Raw genomic sequence first — 19,574 nt, forward strand, 5'->3', positions numbered from 1 at the left:
ATGGTGTTAGTGTTTTGTAGCCAGCGCGGACGAGGTGTGACACTCTGTTTGCGACGCGCGGGCAGACACCGCGTCTCTTCCGGGCAAATCCGAACGACATGTTCACACTTTTTAAACCAAAATTAACGATATCCTCCGCTTCGGGAGCCCGGCTTGCGGAATGAGGACCAGGAAAATGAAAGCACTTCGAAAAGCCTGTTTTTGGAGCTGGTTATGTCTGATGCCGCTGAGCGGCTGGGCAGAAACACTGCGGGTCGTGGCAGATGAATGGCCGCCTTACTCGGGCGCAGAGCTTCCCGAGCGCGGTTTGGCCATGGATGTGGTCTCATCGGTTCTCGAGCGCGCGGGATATGGGGTCGAGACCCGCATCCTGCCCTGGGCGCGGATCATGGGGGAAACGGAGGCGGGTGAGTTCGAAGTCGTCGGCACGATGTTCTTCAATGAAGAGCGCGCGCAGCAATGGCAGTTCAGTGAGCCTTATTACCTCACCAGCGTGCAGCTGATTCAGCGGACCGGCGCAGGCCACAGTTTCGAGGATATTGACAGCCTCTTGCCTTTGCGTGTCGCGGTGGGGGCCGGGACGTATTATGATCAATGGCTCATTGAGGCCGAGCATCCCGACCGCGTGGGACTGAAGACAACCCTGCAGGCCTTGCAGATGGTGGCGGCAGGCCGGGTGGATGTGGCGATTGTGAGTGTTCCCGTCGCCGAATACTACATCCGGACAAGTGCTCCGCAGCTCGCCGATCAGTTGGAATTCGCGCCCGGTGTCCTGGGTCTGCACGGGATTCGCATGGCTGTCCGCCGCAGTTTGGAGCGCAGCGATGACATCGTCTTGAGCTTCAATGAAACGCTTGCGGCCATGCGGGCCGATGGCAGCCTGACCTCCGTTCTGGACCGGCATCTCAATCAACAGTGAATGTGGAGTTCCCGGCATGGGGATCCTGAATATCTTCAGAAACAGCTTGGCGATCCGACTTGTTATCGCGTCGCTCGTAATCAGTTCGGTCCTGTCGGTCTTCTCGACCGGCGTGCAATTGTTTGCCACCTACCAGCGCGAAACGAACGTGGCTATTGCGGGGTTGGACAAGGTTGAGCTGGCCCTGGCGGAATCACTGGAGCAGGCGTTATGGACCTTTGATTTCGAGCAGGTGGAGATCATTCTTGCGGGTTTGCGCAGCAATGCCTCTGTCGCTCAGCTCACGTTGACGACGCCGACGGGACAGAGCTGGCAATTAGGTGAGGGCGAGGGCTCCTCGATCGTGCGGCGTTATGTCCTGACGAAACGGCAGGACACTGGCGAGGCGGATGTCGTGGGGGAGCTCTTTATCGAAGTCGGGCGCGCGGAAATCCTGAACGCCGTGGTGGCCCAGTTCTGGACGGTTTTTGCCTCTAACCTGACCAAGGCCTATTTCGCGGCACTGGCTCTGCTCGCGGTTTTTGCCTGGATGGTGACGCAACATCTGCGCAAGATCGCGGACTACGTCGATCACACCAGCGTTGAGGCCCGGGATGGTCCTCTTCAGCTGGATCGCAGGCCGCGCCGTGTACCCGATGATCTGGACAGCATCGCCAATGCGATCAATTCCTACAAAGCCCGGGTTTCCGAGGCGATGGCGCGGTTGCGACAGCAAATCGCGGAGCGCAGTGCGGCGGAACAGAAAGCCAAAAGTGCGGCCGAGGCGCGCAACTCGTTTCTCAGTACGATGAGCCATGAGGTGCGCACGCCGCTCAATGCGATTTTGGGATTGCTGCACCTCATCGAGATTCAGGAAGAATCATCAGAAAAACACAAGCAATATGCGCGGGTCGGCAAGCGGGCAGGACACCAACTTCTCAACCAGCTCAATAATGTTCTCGACATGGCGCGTCTCGATGCCTCTGGCGTCGAAATTCGGCGGAGCGCTGTGGATATGCGCAAGCTGGCCAGGCAATGGCAGGAAACGGCCTCGGCCCTGGTTGCCATATTGGACAAATCCGTGGAGGTCACGCTGACCTTGCATGATGACTTGAAGGACCACTACGAGCTCGATCAGGCCCGGGTCACTCAGATCGTTACCAATCTGACGGATAATGCCGTCAAGTTTACATCCTCGGGTGAGGTCAATATCGACGTGGCGCCGCGCGGCGATGGTTTGCGGATTTCCGTGGCCGATACGGGGCCGGGGATTGCGCCTGAGGAGCGCGAGCGGGTGTTCTCCCGCTTTACCCAATTGGAGAATGGCATTGATCGCCCGAAGGGTGGTTCAGGCTTGGGGCTTGCGATTTGTCTTGAATTGGCCAAACTGATGGGCGGCACCATCACGGTCGAGGACGATCATAGTGGTCGCTATGCTGTCATGTTCGTGTTAAGCGTGTAGTGCAAACCTCATAGGTCAGTCATGTCTCATGCTAAGAAATTGCTGCTGGTCGAAGATGATGCGTTCACGCGCTTCATGATGAAAGAGATTATCACAACGCTCGGTGTGGAGGCGGAATATGCCGTCAATGGGCAGGAAAGCATTGATCTGATCAATGCCGATCCAGGTGCTTTTGGCCTGGTTCTGATGGATCTTCATATGCCCGTCATGTCGGGCATTGAGGCGACCCATGGCATTCGGGCCAGTGAGTCCAATCCGCCGCGCGATGTGCCCATTGTCGCTGTGACGGCCGATGTCAGCTACCATGATGATGCGGTGGTCAAGGAACTCGGCATGGACGGATTTGCGGCTAAACCGGTGAGTCCGGGGCGTTTGCTCGATCTTGTCACGACCTATTGCCAGGTGGCCTAAGATTCTGAATTGTATGGCATAATTTTTGGCGCCAGGATCTTAGGCGAGACGAAATGACGACGACAAAGAAGACTTCCAAACCCGCAAAAGCCGCCGCAGCCCAGGCTGAGGACACCTCGCAAGACCAGCTGCGGTTCGTGGGCATTGCCGCATCAGCAGGTGGCCTTGAAGCGGTCTCGCTCCTCGCGCAGAATTTGCCGGAACATGCCGGCGCGGTCTACGTTGTTGCGCAGCACATGTCGCCAACCCACAAGAGCGTTCTGACGTCGCTGATCTCGCGCGAGACGCGCCTGCCGGTCAAAGAGCTTGAGGCCGAAACCATTCCCGAGCCCGATACGCTCTACATCACACCGCCCAATACCGACGTCATCTATCACAAGGGTCTGCTGCGATTGCGCAAGCCTAACGGGCATCCTGCATCACCCAAACCCTCGGCCGACCGATTGTTCAAAAGCTTGGCAGAGAATTGCGGCGAGAGTTCGGTGGGCATTGTGCTGTCTGGCACGGGCAGCGATGGCAGGTACGGGGTGCAGGCGATCCGCGAAGCGGGCGGCATCACCATTGCTCAGGATCCGATCAGCGCGAAATACGATGGCATGCCCACATCGGCCATTGAATCGGGCTGCATCGATCTGACGCTGTCTCCCGAACAGGTGGGCACGCATCTCGAAAAAATCATGGCCCGCCCGCGAAACCTTGATGCGTTCCGCACGGTCATGGACCAGCCCAACCCATTGGGCGAGCTGTTTGGCATTCTCCTGGCGCGCACCCGGGTCGACTTTGCTGATTACAAGGAAAACACGCTCAACCGTCGTATCGCGCGGCGCATGGGCGCGCTTGGGATCGACGATTACGAAGATTATGTCGATTATTGCCGCACCAGCGTTGATGAAGTTGACGCGCTGCACCGCGATCTTCTGATCTCGGTGACGCGGTTTTTCCGCGATCCGGAGCAATTCGCCTTGCTGCGTGATCAGTTGGGTGAGGCGCTTGACAAGCGCAAATCCGGGCCGATCCGCGTTTGGGTGGTGGGCTGTGCCACCGGCGAGGAAGCCTATTCCATTGCGATCACGCTGGCGGAATTGCTGGGAGGGATCGACAAGCTTGCAAAGCGCAACGTGCAGGTCTTTGCCACGGACATTGACCAGAATGCTGTCGAGATTGCCCGGCGCGGGATCTATCCGATCACAGCGGCGCAGGACATCCCCAACCATTTGCTGCACGAGTATTTTATAGTCAGTGAAGGAGAGGTGTCGGTCAAGCCGGAGCTGCGGGCTGTAACGCTCTTTTCACAGCACAACGTCTTCCAGGACCCGCCCTTCATCAATGTCGATCTCGTCAGCATTCGCAACGTGTTGATCTATTTCAATCTTGCGCTGCAAGAGCGTGTGCTCAGCCGGTTGCACTACGCCATGGCGACCGGGGGGCTTCTCTTTGTTGGCACGTCCGAGACCGTGGGCGAAATGGGCGTCTATTTCGAGAACCGGGAAGGGGCCGACAAGATCTTTGGCAAGCGGCGCGGTATCTCGGGCGAATTGTCGGTTGAGCCGGGCTCGCGCGTTTACAGTCCACGCATGTCCCGGCGCCATACGCCGGATCATGAGCAGGTTGCGCAAGAGGCGGTCAAGCGGGCAGAGATGTCGCTGGCGCGGGTGGTTGCGCCCAATGGTCTGATCTGTACCCGCAATGGCAATATCATCGAGATATTGGGCGATATCAGCCCCTTTATCGAGATCAGGGCCGGGATGGCTACATCTTTGAATATCAAGATGTTGATAGAGCCTTTGCGCTCCGAAGCCATGAGCCTTCTGGCCGTGGCCCTGCGCAATGAGGCGCGCCGCGAGGGACGCTGGCATGCGCTCAATCTGCCGGTGGGCAACCGCATCCAGCTTCAGGTCTATCCGTTTACCCATCAGGCCGGCGGCGAAACGCAGGGCTTGATCGCAATCAACTCCAAGTTCGAGGATGTGCCAAACCTGCAATCCTCCGATATCGAGGACAATGATCAGCGCGCCTATGTCGAGCGTATTGAGCAGGAGATCAAATCCACGCAGGAAGCGCTGCAACAGACGATCGAGGAACTGCAGACCGCGAACGAGGAATTGCAATCCGCCAACGAGGAACTTCAGTCGACCAACGAAGAATTCCAGGCCACAAACGAGGAGCTGGAGACGTCGAACGAAGAGCTTCAATCGACCAATGAGGAATTGCTTACGGTCAACGAAGAGCTTCAGATCAGCGCCGTCGAACGGCAGGCGCTGGCTTCGGAGCTCGAAGCCATGATGACCACGGCGCCTTATGCTGTGGCTCTGGCCGATCAAGCCCTTGTCCTGCGCCGGATGTCGAAACAGGCGCTGCAATTGTTCGGGCTGTCGGAATTGCCGCCGACGGGCGTGCATCTGAGCCAGTGTAATCTGCCTGCGGGCTTTCCCGCGCTTGCGCCGATTGCCAACACGGTTCTGCGGCTACAGGAGGCGCGGCGTCTGCCCATCCTGTCCGATGGGCAATATTTCACGATGGTCATGGCGCCCGTGCATGATTTGCACAAGAAACTCATCGGCCTGTCGATCACCATCACGCAGTATGACAATGAGCCGCTCGCCCGCATGCTGGAGATGATGGGCGCGGCCACGGGTGTCGCACGCTGGACCTACAATCTGGATACAGAGGAATTGTTCTGGTCCAAGGAGATGTTCGAGATATTTGGCCGCGACCGGTCGGGCAAGATGCCCATATGGGAAGATGTGATGCAATTGGTGCATCCCGAGGATCGCCAGAGCGAGCAGGATGCCATCGATACGCTCATCCGGCATGGCGGGACACATTCGTCCGAAACCCGTATGTTTGGTGCGGATGGCCGCATCCGGACAGTGTTTGGCAGCACAACTCTGGTTGAGGATAATTTCGGCCAGCCGGTGCAGTTGATTGGCGTCATGTGGGACACCGCCAAGCAAACTGAACACGCGATCCTGATGTCACACCTCCAGACCGTTCAGGCAGAGCTGGGCATCGGATTTTTCTCGATCGATGTGGCCAATAATCTGACTGTCTGGAACAGCTCGATGTATGATCTGCTGGGCTATTCCAGCGAAACCTTCTCGCCCACGTCCGAGAGCCTTCTACTGAAGCTGACGGGCGACACACATGATGAAATCTCGAACCTCTTCCACAGGGCGATCGAGAGCGGCACACCGTTTGAGACCACTTGCTTTATCAACGCCCAACCTGTGGGTGAGGCCCGGTATATCCTGAGGGTCTCGACGCGCAAGCGCGACGACGGACGGGTCTCCCATGTCTATGGGTCGCTTTTGCAGGCGCGAGATGCTTCCGAACAAGTTGCGAAAAAATGAGTTGGACAGGATGGCGTGTTAAGGCTGCGTTAACCGCGAATGCGGATTGTGGGCGCACCCCCCCTGATGCGCGGAAGGCACTACTCCATGAACGCTGTTCGACCTTTCGCGCCGCTTGTGGTTCCATCCAACCGGACAGTGCGAGATGTTCACTCAGTTCTGTCGCTTATGCCTAGTGATGCGGATATCAACCAAACCGTCCTGAGTTCGGCATTTCTGGCCTCTCCTTATGCGTCGTTCATTCTGGATTGGTCGGGCCGCATCCTGGTCTGTAACAGGCGCGCCGAGCGCACCTTTCTGCCGCAGGATACGACGCTGTCGGACCATTCGGGAGAGTTGTTCGCGGACCTGACCAGCCATTCGCCCGACGAAATGTCCCTTCTGTTGAAGGAAAGTGCGGCCAAGGGCAGTATAAGCGTCTTGATGAGCCGCCTGCAGCGGCCTGTTTCCGAGGTGGCGACGGTCTTTCGGTTGGCTTTGCTCAGATCGGAAACCCGCGGAGAACGTCTCTATCTGCTGACACAGGATCAGCTCAAGGCAACGGCCGACGCGTTGACGCGCATGAACGAGCGCCGCAAGGAAGCCTATGACAATCTCGCACGGTTGGAGCGCGCGCATCTGGATTTGCGACAGGCATTGCTGAGCACCGAGGCCTTCTCGCGCGCGGCGTCCCATGATCTGCGCACGCCGCTCAATACAATCGGCGGGCTGTTGGAGCTACTTCGCACGAAATACGGGGCGCAATTGCCCGATGGCGCTGGCGAATACCTGGATTACATGGGCCGGGCCGTGGATCAGATGAACACGCTCACGACGGAATTGCTCGACCATGCCCGTTCCAACGCTCCGGCCATTTTGGCCGAACCTGTGGATGTACGTGAAATTGCGCGTTCGGCGGCGCGCGACGCCGAGCACATGGTGGACGAAGTGGGTGGAACCCTGACCGTCAGTGGAACGCCCACGCGTGTGATGGCGGAGCCTGCTCTCCTGCAGATCCTCATCGCCAATCTTCTGGCCAATTCCATAAAGTACCGGTCTCCGGAGCGTGCCCTTGACATTGAAGTAAGATGCAGCGCGCCGGTCGGCGGTGTGGCGCGGCTCATGGTGCGCGACAATGGGATCGGTTTTGCGCAGAGCAAAGCGGACGAGATCTTTCGGCCATTTGTCCGTCTGGGTCAGGAAAAACGCGGCATGGGCATTGGCCTGGCCACATGCCACGAGGTTTGCCGGCGACATGATTGGTCGATTTCCGCGATCTCCGAGCCCGGACAAGGCGCGACATTTACTGTCGACTTCAGAGATTAAGATATCCTTCAAAAAAGTTATCAAAACCTAGCCACCGGGTCCGTTGATTAAGAGTTTTTTTACCGTCCGCGGACAAGACTATGGCAATTAAGTCGAGGTCTAGGAATGTCATCCATATTGCTGCTTGAAGACGATGCCGGTCTTCGTTTCACTTTTTCCGCAGGCCTGGAAAGCGCCGGCCATGACGTCATTGCTTTAAGTAGCTGCAGTGAGGCGATCCAGGCTTTGAAGACCTTCAAGCCCGATGTTCTTGTTCTCGACCTTCTGATTGATGATGGCAGTTCTATCGAAGTAGCGAGCTTTGCAAATTATGCAGCGCCTGAGGCGGAAGTGGTTTATGTGACAGGCAGTGGCATGTTTCCGCGTGGTGAGTTGTTCAACATGGTGAACAACCTGCGCTGGGTGCTTCGCAAACCCATTCAGATTGCAGACCTGAACGATATGATTTCGCATGTGGCTCTGCGCCAGAGCGAGACGGCCTTGTCATTTGGGCAGGCGGGATAGCCCGCCGCGCGCGGGTCGCTTACTCAATCGAGCCAGACTTTGCGCGCCTGCGATGCAGATGCGTAAATCGCCTCTTCAATCTCGATGACCCGCAGGTAGCTGCGCGCCGTGTTTTCGAGAGGTGTGCCTTCGTCCAGATGCCCTACGACATGGGTTTGCAAGGCGTGCACGCAATCTCCTCCAAATCCATCAAAATCGGTCGGCGCCAGCACTTCCTGCGTCTGCTGCGCCCCAAACGACCGCAGCGTCAGCCGGCCATCACCGCTGATCGACAATGTGGCCTGCGTGCCTTCGATCAACGCCTCTCCCATGGTGGCGCGCGCGTTTTGGGCGGCATGGTCGAGATGTCTGTTGCCATCAAAAATCGCGCGCGCGCCGTTTGCATGATCAAAGACAATCACGCCTGCATCCTCACCGGCAATCGCAGGATTGAGCCGCCGGAGATCGGCGTAAACCGCCAAAGGCTCTCCCAGTAGAAAGCGAAAGGTGTCGATCCAGTGCACGGCCGTTTCATGCACAAGAAACCGCTCCATCTTCTGAAAGTAGGGCTGGCGCGCGAGATAGGCATCCGGCCCCTGACCATCGCCCGGACGCAGCCGGAAGGTGCACTGCATCACCTCGCCCAAAACCCCTGACGTCATGACCTCGAAGGCGCGGCGATACCAGGGCTGAAAGCGGATGTTCTCGTGGATCACCAGCGTTACCCCTTGCGCCTCGGCCTCCGCCGTTACCTTGCGCGCCTCGTCCAGCGATGTGCAAAAGGGTTTTTGGCAAATCATTGTCCGGACGCCCGCGCGCATGGCAATCCGGATCGCATCGGCATGGGCGGCGGGGGGCAAGATGATGTCGAGCACATCGGGCCGCGTTGCCCGCAGCATGGCGCTGAGGTCATCAAAGGCGGGCGCGCCCGTGGCCTTGGCTTTGTCCAGATCCTGATCACAGGACCCCACCAGCGCAACCTGCGGCAGACGCGCCCAGCTCTGGTAGTGAAACTGAGCGAAATAACCAGCGCCCACACAGGCCACGCGCAATGGATCAGGCATGTCGGAATTCTTTCTCTTACCTCAGGGCAGTGCGGTAAGGTATGCACTAACCAGAACACCGCGCAAGGGAGGGCCGGGCATGTATGCAGTTGTTGTCACATTGAAAATTGAAGAAGGGCAGATGGAGCAGTTTTTGCCCCACATGATGGCCAATGCGCGCGCGTCGCGCGAGACAGAGCCCGGATGCCAGCAATTCGACGTCTGCCGCGATGGCGACACCCTGTTTCTCTATGAGCTCTATGATGACCGAGCGGCGTTTGAAGCCCATATGCAGACCGCGCACTACCAAAAGATGGATGCTGCCGCGCATCTCATTGCCTCAAAAGAACTCCAGACCTATGCAGAGGTCCTGCGATGAGCGATTGGCAGGTTCACGCCGTCAAATATGCCGATCGCAATGCACGGACCCGGGCTGACAGCTTTATCTTCGACGCCCACCACGACAGCCCGCATCCAATGGATTACTACATCTGGGTTCTGCGCAATGGATCGCAGACGATCCTTGTGGATACGGGCTATGACACCGAAGAAGCCACGGCGCGGGATCGCCCGATCCAGTTGGACCCACGAGACGCCTTGCGCCCGTTTGACATCCGGCCAGACGATGTCACCGATGTGATCGTCACGCATTTGCACTATGATCACGCGGGCGGTTTGCGTCTCTTTCCCAATGCGCATCTGCATCTGCAAACCGCGGAGATGGCTTACGCCACTGGCCCTTGCATGTGCCACGATACGTTGCGGATGCCCTTTACGGCCGGGCATGTCTGTGAGGCGGTCACGCGCCTTTATGCCGGAAAGCTGACCTTCTACGATGGCGACGGAGAGATCGCGGAGGGCGTCAGCGTGCATTGCATCGGCGGCCATTCCCGTGGATTGCAGGCGGTGCGGGTGCGCACGCAAGCGGGCTGGCTCGTGCTCGCCTCGGATGCGGCGCATTACTATGAAAACCTCTGGCTGAAAAAGCCCTTTCCCATCGTGGTTGACCTGCAGGACATGCTGGATGGCTACGGCAGGCTCGAGCGCTTGGCCAGCACACGCGCGCTTATCGTGCCGGGCCATGATCCTCAAGTGCGTGATGTCTTTGTGCAGGATCTGGCCCCGCATATTGTACGGCTTGATGTGGGGCCGCAAAAGGCGATTGAGCTCTAGGTTCAGGAGCACTCGAGCGTACTGAGCCCGGCTTCGGCCATGAGGCTTTGGGCCTCCTCTGCCAGAAGCCGCTCGTCTGCAATCCCGTTGACCGGGACCCGGCCTGGCTCCAGAAACAGCGGCGCAGCAAGAGGCGTCACACGGGTGAGGCGCAAGAGATCGACCCGGCCGGAAATGCGCTGCGCCAGATCGCGGATACGATCAAAATCCACGAGCCCGCGCATGGCCTCGGATCGTGTGATCTGGAGCAGCACGTGGTCGGGGTCATATTTGATGAGCGTGTCATAGAGAATGTCAGAGCTGAACGTGGCCTGCCGTCCTGATTTGCGCTGCGCGCCGGTGTTGCGCTGAATGAGCCCGGCGATGGTGGCCGAGGCGCGAAAGGTGCGCTTCATGACGGCATTGCCCGCAAGCCATGTGTCCAGCCCCTGCTCAAGGGCCGCGAGATCAAAAAGCGGCGCGGGGTCTGTAAGTGGCTCCAGCCCCCAGATAAGCGTCGCATAATCGGTCGAGACAAATCCCATCGGCGCCAGCCCCATCTCCTCCATCCGCTTGGAGAGGATCAACCCCAGCGTCTGCTGCGCATTGCGCCCGGCAAACCCATAGATGCAGGCATGCTCGCGCCCGTCATGGGGGAAGCTCTCGATCAACAGGCGACCGGGCTCAGGCAGCCGCGAGACACGGCGCTGCAAATGCAGCCATTCGCGCGTGTGCTCGGGCAGCGCGGGCCAATCGGGCTGTTGAAACATCGTCAGGATACGTTGACTGAGTTCCGTGGATGTTGCGAATTTGGTCCCCATGAAAGTGGCAATCTTGGGCTTCTTGGCGGCATTGCGCGTGACTTCCACAGTCATCTCGCGCAGCCCCTCGTAGCGCACGATCTGCCCGCCTATGAGAAAGGTGTCGCCGGGTGTGAGCGAGGCGGCAAAGCCTTCCTCCACCTCGCCCAATGGCTTGCCGCGCCCGCGCATGCGGACCTTGAGCGTATCGGTGTCTTGAATGGTCCCGATGTTCATCCGGATGAGCCGCGCCGCGCGAGGGTCGCGCAATTCCCAAAGCCCATCGTCACGCTGGCGCAGCCGCTGCCACTGATCATAGGCGCGCAGGGCATAGCCGCCGGTTGCGCAAAACGAGAGGCAATCGTCAAAGGCCTCCCGGCTCAGATTGGCATAGGCCCCCACCGTGCGAAACTCATCGTAAAGCGCATCGGCGTGAAACGGGCCCGCGCAGGCTGTGATCAGGATATGCTGACACAGCACATCGCGCGGCCCGGGCCCGCGCGCCTCGCCGTCGAGGGTCTGCGCCTTGACAGCTGCAAGCGCGGCCTGACATTCGACAATTTCAAAGCGGTTGGCCGGCACAAGCCGCGCTTTGGACGGGGCGTTGTAGCGGTGATTGGCCCGGCCAATCCGCTGCACCAGGCGTTTGACGTTCTTGGGCGCGCCCACCTGAATAACGAGATCCACATCCCCCCAATCGATCCCGAGATCAAGCGAACCCGTGCAGACAACCGCGCGCAAAGCCCCGTTGACCATCGCGGCCTCAACCTTCTCGCGCTGCTGCCGATCAAGGCTGCCGTGATGTATGCCGATGGGCAGGGCCTCTTCATTGGCCAGCCAAAGGTTGTGAAAAAACAACTCCGCCTGCGCGCGTGTGTTGTGAAAAATCAAAGTGGTTTTATGGGCCCGCACCGCCTCAAGAACCGCAGGAATTGCGTAGGCCGCGCCGCCTCCCGCCCACGGGGGCGCCTCATCAACGGCCAGCATGTCAATATCAGGCGCAGGGCCGGGGTCCGCAGTGAGAATTGGGCAGGGATCAGGATGGCGCGCCATCAAATGGGCGATCGCGTCAGGATCATCCACTGTGGCGGAGAGGCCCACACGCCGCAGGTCGGGACAAAACCGCTGCAACCGCGCAAGCGACAGAAACAGCTGATCCCCCCGCTTGCTTTCAGCCAAAGCATGGATCTCGTCAATCACCACACGCTTGAGCCCCGCAAACATGCGCGGCGCATCTTCATACGACGTGAGCAACGCCAGACTTTCCGGCGTCGTCAGAAGGATATGCGGTGGATCGGCGCGCTGCCTGCGTTTTTGCGTGTATGACGTATCGCCCGTCCGATCCTCGATCCGTATGGGCAAGCCTGCTTCCTCAACCGGGCGTCGCAAATTTCGCTTGATATCAGCAGCCAGCGCCTTGAGCGGAGAGACGTAAAGCGTATGCAGCCCCGCATGTGAGCCGTCCGCCAATTCCGCCAGAGTGGGCAAAAACCCCGCAAGCGTCTTGCCGCCCCCCGTTGGCGCAATGAGCAAAAGCGCAGGCAGATGCGCGCGCGCCAACATCTCTTGCTGATGAGGGTGAACCTGCCAGCCTTGCGCCGCAAACCAGGTTTTCAAAGACTGAGGTAATGCCGTCATGCCAGCGCAGCATAGGGCGTGCGCGCAGACCATCCAGTCTTCTTTTGCCTCAAAATACCTCGGGGAGGCGCAAACTTGTTTGCGCCCGGGGCAGCGCCCCGAACGGCCCCGCCGCCAAAGGCGGGGCTTAAAGAGGCGCGGGCGAAAGCCCGCACATTGGGATCACTTCACGATGGTTTCGTCCTTTACGAACATATTGGCCCAGGCGCGGTCCACCAGATCGGGGCGCATCTGCGGTGGGATGCCTTCAAAAGCGCAGATCGACAGGATTTGATCGATCAGGAACACGGGCTGGTAGTTCGCGTAGATATTCTTGATCGTCGGGTATTTGGTCTGCAACAGATGCACGAGGCTCGCCTCATCCAGCGGCAGGCCCTTTTTCTTGGCCACCATGGCAAAGATCTTCAGGAAGCCTTCCTGATCGGGGCCATCAATCTTGATCTTGAAGAAAATCCGGCGCAGGGCGGCCTGGTCAAAAATCTCGTTGGGGTGGAAGTTGGTGGAAAAGATCACCAGCGTGTCGAAGGGCACCTCGAACTTTTCCCCAGATTGCAGCGCAAGGATATCGCGGCCCTCTTCGAGAGGCACAATCCAGCGGTTGACCAGCGCTTGCGGCGGTTCTTCCTGACGGCCGAGGTCGTCCACGATGAAAATGCCGCCGGTCGATTTGAGCTGCAACGGTGCCTGATAGGTGCGCGCAGTGGGGTTGTAGACAAGATCGAGCATTTTGAGAGACAGCTCACCCCCCGTCACAACCGTGGGGCGGACGCATTTGACATAGCGCGTGTCATAGCGATTGGCGGTGCGGCGCAGGGAGTTCGGGTCATCCACCTCCGCCTCCGCTTCCGAATGCACGATGGGGTCATAGACCGTGATCACCTGACCGGCATATTCAATCGCGCGCGGGACGTAGATCTTGTCGCCCATGGCATTGCGGATCCCGTTGGAGATCGAAGACTTCCCGTTGCCGGGCGGGCCATACATCAAGACAGAGCGTCCCGCAGATACCGCAGGGCCCAGCTGATCCATCAAAGTGGGCGGCAGGATCAGGTCGCCCATGGCGCCTGTCAGCTGATCCCGATTGATCTGAATATTGCGGATCGATTGGCGCTTGATCTGTTCGCGATAGACATCGAGCGGCACAGGCATTGCACCATAGTATTCGGATTGCGCAAGCGCATCGAGGGCGCGTTGTTTGCCAGCGTCTGTGAGCTGATAGCCCATCTCGTTGCCAGCATTGGCATTGAGCGTCCCTGTGGCCTCAAGCAAGCGTTGAGAGCGGGCCAGATCGACGAGCTCTTGCGTGACCGGCACTGGCAGACAGATCGCCTCGGCCAGATGCGTGACCATATCGAGGTTCTTGCGAAACATCGTCTTGAGCAGGATATCCCGCATCATGACCATGGAAAGTTGCATCTCCTCCAGCCGCTTGGGGGCAGGGGGGGCCATGACATTTCCGGTTTGCATATTCATGGAAGGGTAAACTCCGTCAGATCACGCGCATGATCGCGACAAGAGCTTAACAATCAGGGTTCTCTATGACGGCACCGCGCCAAAAATGAGGCCAAGCAAGAGGTAGAGTGCCAAAGCGGGGCCAAGGGCCAGCCCCATCGGGAAATCCGAGCCGGTTTCCCAGCTTTTCCAATCCGGTGCGAGGTTGCGCAGGCCGGTGTGTTTGGCGATGCGGTGGGTGGCGAAGGCCGCAAGGATTGTTGCCGCCAGAAGCAGCAAGACGATGACCAGATCGCCCAGGGCAATAAACGGCGCGGCCGCCGCGGCAAACTTGGCATCGCCCGCGCCCACAGCGCCCGCGGCATTCATCACCATGCCCGCCACGAGGATCGCGGCAAAATGGCTCCACCGCCAGGCCCAATCCATGAAGGGCAGGGCAATGAGGCCAACGCCAAAGAACACGATGAGCAACGCGAGCACGGCCTTGTTCGGGATGATCATCCCGCGGCAGTCAGACCACGCCACGTAAAGACAGATGGGCAGGACGAAAGGCGCAAACCATGCGGCCTCCCAAACCGTCAGACCAAGCACCATGGCGCTTAGTTCGTCACGTTGTTTTCGAGCGCATCCAGAGACCGGACAGCGGCTTCGAAATATTGCGGATGGCTGTCGATGGCATCGCGGAACAGGCCTTTGCCGGTTTCCACGTCCCCGCGTTTGATTGCGGCCAGCCCCAGTGTGTGCAGCAGGTTGGCACGTTCCTCCTGGCTCATGGGCACAACGGGCAATTGGTAATTGCCTTGCGCGCCACGCGCGAGGGCGAGGTTGTTCTTGGCGGTAAAGAGCGTGTCGTCCTGACGGATGGCATCCAGGAAGAGCCGTTCTGCCCCGTCGAAATCGCCCCGGGTGAGCTTGGAATAGCCCCAGTTGTTCATGACGCTCGCAGGCGTTGTCGTCAGGCCAACGGCGGTCTCGTAGAAGCTGTCGGCGCGTTTCCATTCCTTGTTGCTGTCTGCAACCATGGCCTCCAGACGGTAGCGCTTGTAGGTCTCATGGGTGGGCGGGATTGCATCCAGGACAGTCTCGGCGGCCTCCCACTGGCTGTCGCGCAGAAGGGCATCGGCCAGTTGAACGGAATCCGCAGGCGTTGCGTCATCCATTTCAGTGATCTTGCGCCAGACGGGTACGGCTTCGGTCACCCGTTTGGCGCGAATGAGCGACGCGGCAAGGCCGCGATGCAGGTCGATCCGGTCGGGATTGTCCGCAGTGGCGCGCTGAAAATAGGACACGGCCTCGTTGGGGTCGGCCACTGTCAGCATCACATCGTTGAGATCGGTCTCATCGACAACATTGAGGTTGGAGAGTTTGCGATCAACGGCGTTCTTGTCGATCTCGCCGCATGCCGTCAGGCCCAGCACAGTGGCAAGGCCCAAGCCAATAACGAGTGGATGGCGCATGTTTTGCGTCCTTTTACTGCTCTGCCTCGGTTCAGATGTCGGTCTAGTTTGCGCGCCGGATCAGGTAATCCGACGTACCACGCCGCACCAGTTTGAACTCTTGTTCTTGCTCGTCACCGTATTCAATCTTTTCCATTTTTGCGAGCGCCAAACGTAAATTGTCCCGGATTGAGTCATTTTCGCCATTCGACAGCGCGAAGGCGCGGCGCAAAATTTGCTCAGCCTCTGCATTTTTGCCCCGTTCCATCAAAACAACGCCGAGATTGTTCCAGACCTCAGGCCAGGCATCTTCGGCCTTTACGGCACGACGCAGGAGCTGCTCGGATTGGTTCAGGCGGCCCAGGGCCAGGTTGGCTGATCCAAGCGAGGACAGGACTTCCGCGTCATCCAATCCGCGCTGAGCGGCGGCGCGGTTGAACGCACCCAGCGCCAGCTCCGCCTCTCCGGAGGCCAGCAACCTGTGGCCCACCAGCAGCTGATCGACCTGTTCTCCGCGTCGGTCGACTTCCGGTGCGAAGGGGCCACGTTGGGTTGTGGACAGGCTGCCCGTGTCACAGGCAGCCAGAAACGTCAGGGTCAGACAGACAAGTCCAATCGGCTTGTACATGGCGGGGCTCATTGCTCACAAATCTGCTCAGGCGCCCCGTTTGCCGGGGCTTTTATTCGTCTTCGACGCCGACCGTTCCGCTGATCCCGCCAAGCTGGGTGATCCCGTGCAGGGACGGACCCACGAGGATGATCAGGAGCGGAGGCACCGTGAGCATCATTGTGGCAAGGGTCATCTTCGTTGGCAACTTGTTTGCCTTTTCTTCGGCGCGCATGACGCGTTTGTCCCGCATTTCGGCAGAATAGACACGCAAGGCCTCTGCGATCGAGGTCCCGAAGGTCTGCGACTGGATGAGAACGGTCACAAAACTCTGCACATCCTGCACGCCGCAGCGCTCGCCCATGTCGTTGAGGACCTGTGTCTTGTCCTTGCCGGCCTTCATCTCGTGGCTCACGACTTTGAATTCATAGGCCAGCGAGGGAAAGGAGGTTTCGAGCTCGGCGGCCACACGCAGGATCGCCTGATCCATGGACTGGCCCGCTTCCACGCAGACCAGCAACATGTCGAGGCTGTCGGGAAAGCCCTCCTCGATCTGCTGCTTGCGCTCCTCGACGCGCCGCGTGACCCAGTATTTGGGCGCGAAATAGCCTGCCGCCCCGGGGCCCAGAATATACATCGCCATCTGCTGAACGGTCGCATTCTCGGGGCCAATCGCGAGGTAGTAATAGGCAAGCCCCGCGCCCAGAGCGAGCACGCCAAGGATCACCTGCGCGGCGTAGAACATGCGCACGGCATCTTTGCCGCGGTAGCCCGCCTGCATCAGTTTCTTGGCGATTTCAGAATATTCTTCAGCGTCTTGTGGTTCCAGAAAGGCCGCGTATTTGTCGAGCTTCTCATTGCGCGAGGTATGACGCAGCGCGCCTTCCTTCGAGGAGCCGCCCGTCTTTTGCTTGGCCTTGGCGGCGAGCTTCTCATAGGGGTCATTCTTGGCGTTGAGCATCATCGGAATGGCGATCAGAACGAGCGCAATTCCGAGAAAGCCAACGATGAAAATGGGCCACATCGGCGCCAGCGCGCCGAGGAATGGTTCAAAGAGCGGGTTCAGGGCTTCCATTGGGCTGATCTCCTCACACTTTGATGTTGGTCAGGATGCGCATGACAAACAGGTTGCCAGCCAGAAATCCGCCCACCACGAAACACGCCGGGATAAACCACGGATGATCGAGCACATCGTCGTAGTAGTTGGGGTCTGTTACCTGAATGAAGATCAGCGCGGCCACGGGGAAGCCAGAGAGGAACTTGCCCGACCATTTCGCCTCAGCCGTGATCGCAGCCACGCGCCGGAACAGCCGGAAGCGGGCCCGGATCACCTTTGACAGGCCCGCGAGGATCTCCGCAAGGTTGCCGCCAGATTGCTGCTGGATCGTCACAGCAACAGCCAGAAAGCGCAAATCCTGCATGTCGAGGCGTTCGGCCATGGCTTTGATCGCATCGCCCACATCCCGACCATAAGCCGCTTCATCGGCAATCATGCCAAATTCGGTAGCCAGGGGGTCTTTGACTTCTTTCGAGACAATCGCGATGGCCGAGGAGAAGGGATGGCCCACGCGCAGGCTGCGCACAATGAGCTCGATCGCGTCAGGGAGCTGTTCCTCCAGCATCGACAGCCGCTTGTTGGCCTTGGAATTCACCCAGAAAAACACGCCGCCCACCCCCATGACGACACCGCCCAGGATGCGCATGGGAAGACCCGCCTCCGTGCCCACGGTCAGGGCAAGAAATGACAGGGCAGACACCCCGACCATCATCATGATGAGCTGGGTGGGCGAGAAGGCAATCGCCGCGATCTGCGCCTTTTTCGCCAGCAGCGAATAGAGCGGCACCGAGCGCGATTTCATATGCTGGTTCATCTCCTTGCGGAGTTTTTCCAGCACTTCTTCGCGCCGCGTGCCCTTGTCGAGCATCTCCAGGCGGCGGTTGACGCGGTTATTCAGGCTGATCGATTTGCCAAAGACGGTCAGGTAGATGCCCTCAACGAGCACCAGAACGCCGACAAAGATCAGGCCGTAGATAATGGGTTCTGCTGAGATCATGGCAGCTACTCCGCAGCAAAGGGCTCAAAGATTGTGGGGGGCAGATCGTAGCCCCACAGGCGGAAGCGCTCGGAGAAGTGCGAGCGCACGCCGGTGGCCGTAAAATGGCCGATAATGCGGTTGTCGGGCGTCAGGCCCACGCGTTGGTAGCGGAAGATCTCCTGCATGGAGATCACATCGCCTTCCATGCCGGTCACTTCCGTGATCGAAGTCATGCGGCGCGAGCCGTCTTGCAGACGCGAGGCCTGCACGATGAGGTTCACAGCCGAGGAGATTTGGCTGCGCACGGCCTTGATCGGCATTTCGATGCCGGCCATGGCAATCATGTTTTCCAGACGTGAAATCCCGTCGCGCGGGTTGTTGGCGTGGATCGTGGTCATCGAGCCGTCGTGCCCGGTGTTCATGGCCTGGAGCATGTCGATCACTTCCTCGCCGCGCGTCTCCCCCACGATGATGCGATCGGGGCGCATCCGCAGGGCGTTTTTCAGACAATCGCGGGGCGAGACCTCGCCCTTGCCTTCGACGTTGGGCGGGCGGCTTTCCATCCGGCCCACATGGGTCTGTTGCAGCTGAAGTTCGGCCGTATCCTCAATCGTGAGGATCCGCTCGGCATCATCAATGAACGAGGACAAGGCGTTGAGCGTCGTTGTTTTACCCGAACCCGTCCCGCCTGAGACGATCACGTTGAGGCGGGTGGCCACGGCGGCCTGAAGATAGGCGGCCATCTCTTCGGTAAAGGCGCCAAACTTGACGAGATCGTCGATGCCCAGCTTGTCCTTTTTGAACTTCCGGATGGAAACGAGGCTGCCGTCCACCGCAATTGGCGGCACCATGGCGTTGAAACGCGAACCATCGGCCAGACGGGCGTCCACATAAGGGTTGCTCTCATCAACGCGGCGACCCACGGCGGAGACGATCTTGTCGATGATCCGCAGCAGGTGCTTTTCGTCCTTGAAGGTCACATCCGAGAGCATCAGCTTGCCCGCGCGCTCGACGAACACCTGCTGAGGGCCGTTCACAAGAATGTCGTTGACCGTCTCGTCCTTGAGCAGGCTTTCCAGCGGGCCAAGGCCCTTCACCTCGTCGAACAATTCCTGAATGAGCGTTGTGCGGTCCTCGCGGTTGAGGACCACGCCCTTCTCGCCCAGAACCTCGCCGGAGATATCGGCGATCTCGGCTTTGAGATCCGCCTCGGAGGCGTTCTCCAGGGCCGCGAGGTTGAGGTTGTCCAGCAGCGACCGGTGCAGCTCCAGCTTGAGCTCGCCCATCCGCTCCTTGCGCTTGCGTTCCTTGTCCGCCGGTCCCGCCGCGGCGGAGACCTTCTTGGGCATCGGGCGGCGCAGGGAAATGGGCGCGTCATCATCGGCCGGGGCCTCACCAGAGGCTGGCGCGTCTGATTTGACCGGCATCTTTGTGACATTATTTGCCGTTTTGGGCTCTGATTTACCGGGGGCAGCTTTTCGGTATTTAGAGAACATTTGGT

General features: G+C 59.2%; 17 protein-coding genes. 8 read left to right on the forward strand and 9 right to left on the reverse strand.

Annotated features, from left to right (window positions below):
* Window positions 1-175 precede the first annotated feature (175 nt).
* From ACP15S_RS17945 to ACP15S_RS17970, 6 genes are all read left to right on the forward strand, one after another.
* The gene (locus ACP15S_RS17945; protein ID WP_425041047.1) at window positions 176-919 is read left to right on the forward strand and encodes a substrate-binding periplasmic protein; all 744 of its coding nucleotides are present in this window, start codon (window positions 176-178) and stop codon (window positions 917-919) included.
* Window positions 920-935: 16 nt separating this feature from the next.
* Window positions 936-2,360, forward strand: coding sequence for an ATP-binding protein (locus ACP15S_RS17950; RefSeq protein ID WP_425041048.1), 1,425 nt, complete (start codon window positions 936-938; stop codon window positions 2,358-2,360).
* A gap of 21 nt (window positions 2,361-2,381) precedes the next feature.
* Entirely contained in the window at window positions 2,382-2,771 is a 390-nt protein-coding gene (locus ACP15S_RS17955) for a response regulator (RefSeq protein ID WP_425041049.1), read from the forward strand.
* A 53-nt stretch (window positions 2,772-2,824) separates the two neighbouring features.
* Window positions 2,825-6,121 (forward strand): chemotaxis protein CheB, encoded by a 3,297-nt coding sequence (locus ACP15S_RS17960; protein WP_425041050.1) that lies wholly within the window; start codon window positions 2,825-2,827, stop codon window positions 6,119-6,121.
* 87 nt (window positions 6,122-6,208) lie between these two features.
* Window positions 6,209-7,426: a sensor histidine kinase gene (locus ACP15S_RS17965; protein WP_425041051.1), complete on the forward strand. Its 1,218-nt coding sequence runs from the start codon at window positions 6,209-6,211 to the stop codon at window positions 7,424-7,426.
* A 117-nt stretch (window positions 7,427-7,543) separates the two neighbouring features.
* Complete coding sequence (locus ACP15S_RS17970; RefSeq protein ID WP_425041052.1) at window positions 7,544-7,930, forward strand: response regulator; 387 nt, start codon at window positions 7,544-7,546, stop codon at window positions 7,928-7,930.
* Window positions 7,931-7,953: 23 nt separating this feature from the next.
* Here ACP15S_RS17970 and ACP15S_RS17975 read toward each other — a convergent pair whose 3' ends face one another.
* The gene (locus ACP15S_RS17975) at window positions 7,954-8,973 is read right to left on the reverse strand and encodes a Gfo/Idh/MocA family protein (RefSeq protein WP_425041053.1); all 1,020 of its coding nucleotides are present in this window, start codon (window positions 8,971-8,973) and stop codon (window positions 7,954-7,956) included.
* Between the two features lie 79 nt (window positions 8,974-9,052).
* Between ACP15S_RS17975 and ACP15S_RS17980 the strand changes: the two genes are divergently transcribed.
* Window positions 9,053-9,331 (forward strand): putative quinol monooxygenase, encoded by a 279-nt coding sequence (locus ACP15S_RS17980; protein ID WP_425041054.1) that lies wholly within the window; start codon window positions 9,053-9,055, stop codon window positions 9,329-9,331.
* Complete coding sequence (locus tag ACP15S_RS17985; protein ID WP_425041055.1) at window positions 9,328-10,125, forward strand: N-acyl homoserine lactonase family protein; 798 nt, start codon at window positions 9,328-9,330, stop codon at window positions 10,123-10,125. Before ACP15S_RS17980 ends, ACP15S_RS17985 begins: the two co-directional genes overlap by 4 nt.
* A gap of 2 nt (window positions 10,126-10,127) precedes the next feature.
* Here ACP15S_RS17985 and ACP15S_RS17990 read toward each other — a convergent pair whose 3' ends face one another.
* The 8 genes from ACP15S_RS17990 to ACP15S_RS18025 all read right to left on the reverse strand — a co-directional run bounded on the left by ACP15S_RS17990 (window position 10,128) and on the right by ACP15S_RS18025 (window position 19,569).
* On the reverse strand, window positions 10,128-12,542 hold the full coding sequence (locus tag ACP15S_RS17990) for a ligase-associated DNA damage response DEXH box helicase (RefSeq protein ID WP_425041056.1): 2,415 nt from the start codon (window positions 12,540-12,542) through the stop codon (window positions 10,128-10,130).
* 162 nt (window positions 12,543-12,704) lie between these two features.
* Complete coding sequence (locus ACP15S_RS17995; protein ID WP_425041057.1) at window positions 12,705-14,015, reverse strand: ATPase; 1,311 nt, start codon at window positions 14,013-14,015, stop codon at window positions 12,705-12,707.
* Between the two features lie 63 nt (window positions 14,016-14,078).
* Entirely contained in the window at window positions 14,079-14,588 is a 510-nt protein-coding gene (locus ACP15S_RS18000; RefSeq protein WP_425041058.1) for a prepilin peptidase, read from the reverse strand.
* Between the two features lie 5 nt (window positions 14,589-14,593).
* Window positions 14,594-15,451, reverse strand: coding sequence for a tetratricopeptide repeat protein (locus ACP15S_RS18005; RefSeq protein WP_425041059.1), 858 nt, complete (start codon window positions 15,449-15,451; stop codon window positions 14,594-14,596).
* A gap of 43 nt (window positions 15,452-15,494) precedes the next feature.
* Window positions 15,495-16,058 (reverse strand): tetratricopeptide repeat protein, encoded by a 564-nt coding sequence (locus tag ACP15S_RS18010; protein WP_425041060.1) that lies wholly within the window; start codon window positions 16,056-16,058, stop codon window positions 15,495-15,497.
* A gap of 52 nt (window positions 16,059-16,110) precedes the next feature.
* Window positions 16,111-17,112 (reverse strand): type II secretion system F family protein, encoded by a 1,002-nt coding sequence (locus ACP15S_RS18015; protein ID WP_425041061.1) that lies wholly within the window; start codon window positions 17,110-17,112, stop codon window positions 16,111-16,113.
* 13 nt (window positions 17,113-17,125) lie between these two features.
* Window positions 17,126-18,091: a type II secretion system F family protein gene (locus ACP15S_RS18020; RefSeq protein WP_425041062.1), complete on the reverse strand. Its 966-nt coding sequence runs from the start codon at window positions 18,089-18,091 to the stop codon at window positions 17,126-17,128.
* Window positions 18,092-18,096: 5 nt separating this feature from the next.
* Window positions 18,097-19,569: a CpaF family protein gene (locus ACP15S_RS18025; protein ID WP_425041063.1), complete on the reverse strand. Its 1,473-nt coding sequence runs from the start codon at window positions 19,567-19,569 to the stop codon at window positions 18,097-18,099.
* Window positions 19,570-19,574 lie beyond the last annotated feature (5 nt).

It is taken from the genome of Primorskyibacter sp. S187A (genome assembly GCF_049800955.1).
GTDB lineage: Bacteria > Pseudomonadota > Alphaproteobacteria > Rhodobacterales > Rhodobacteraceae > JAKVBH01.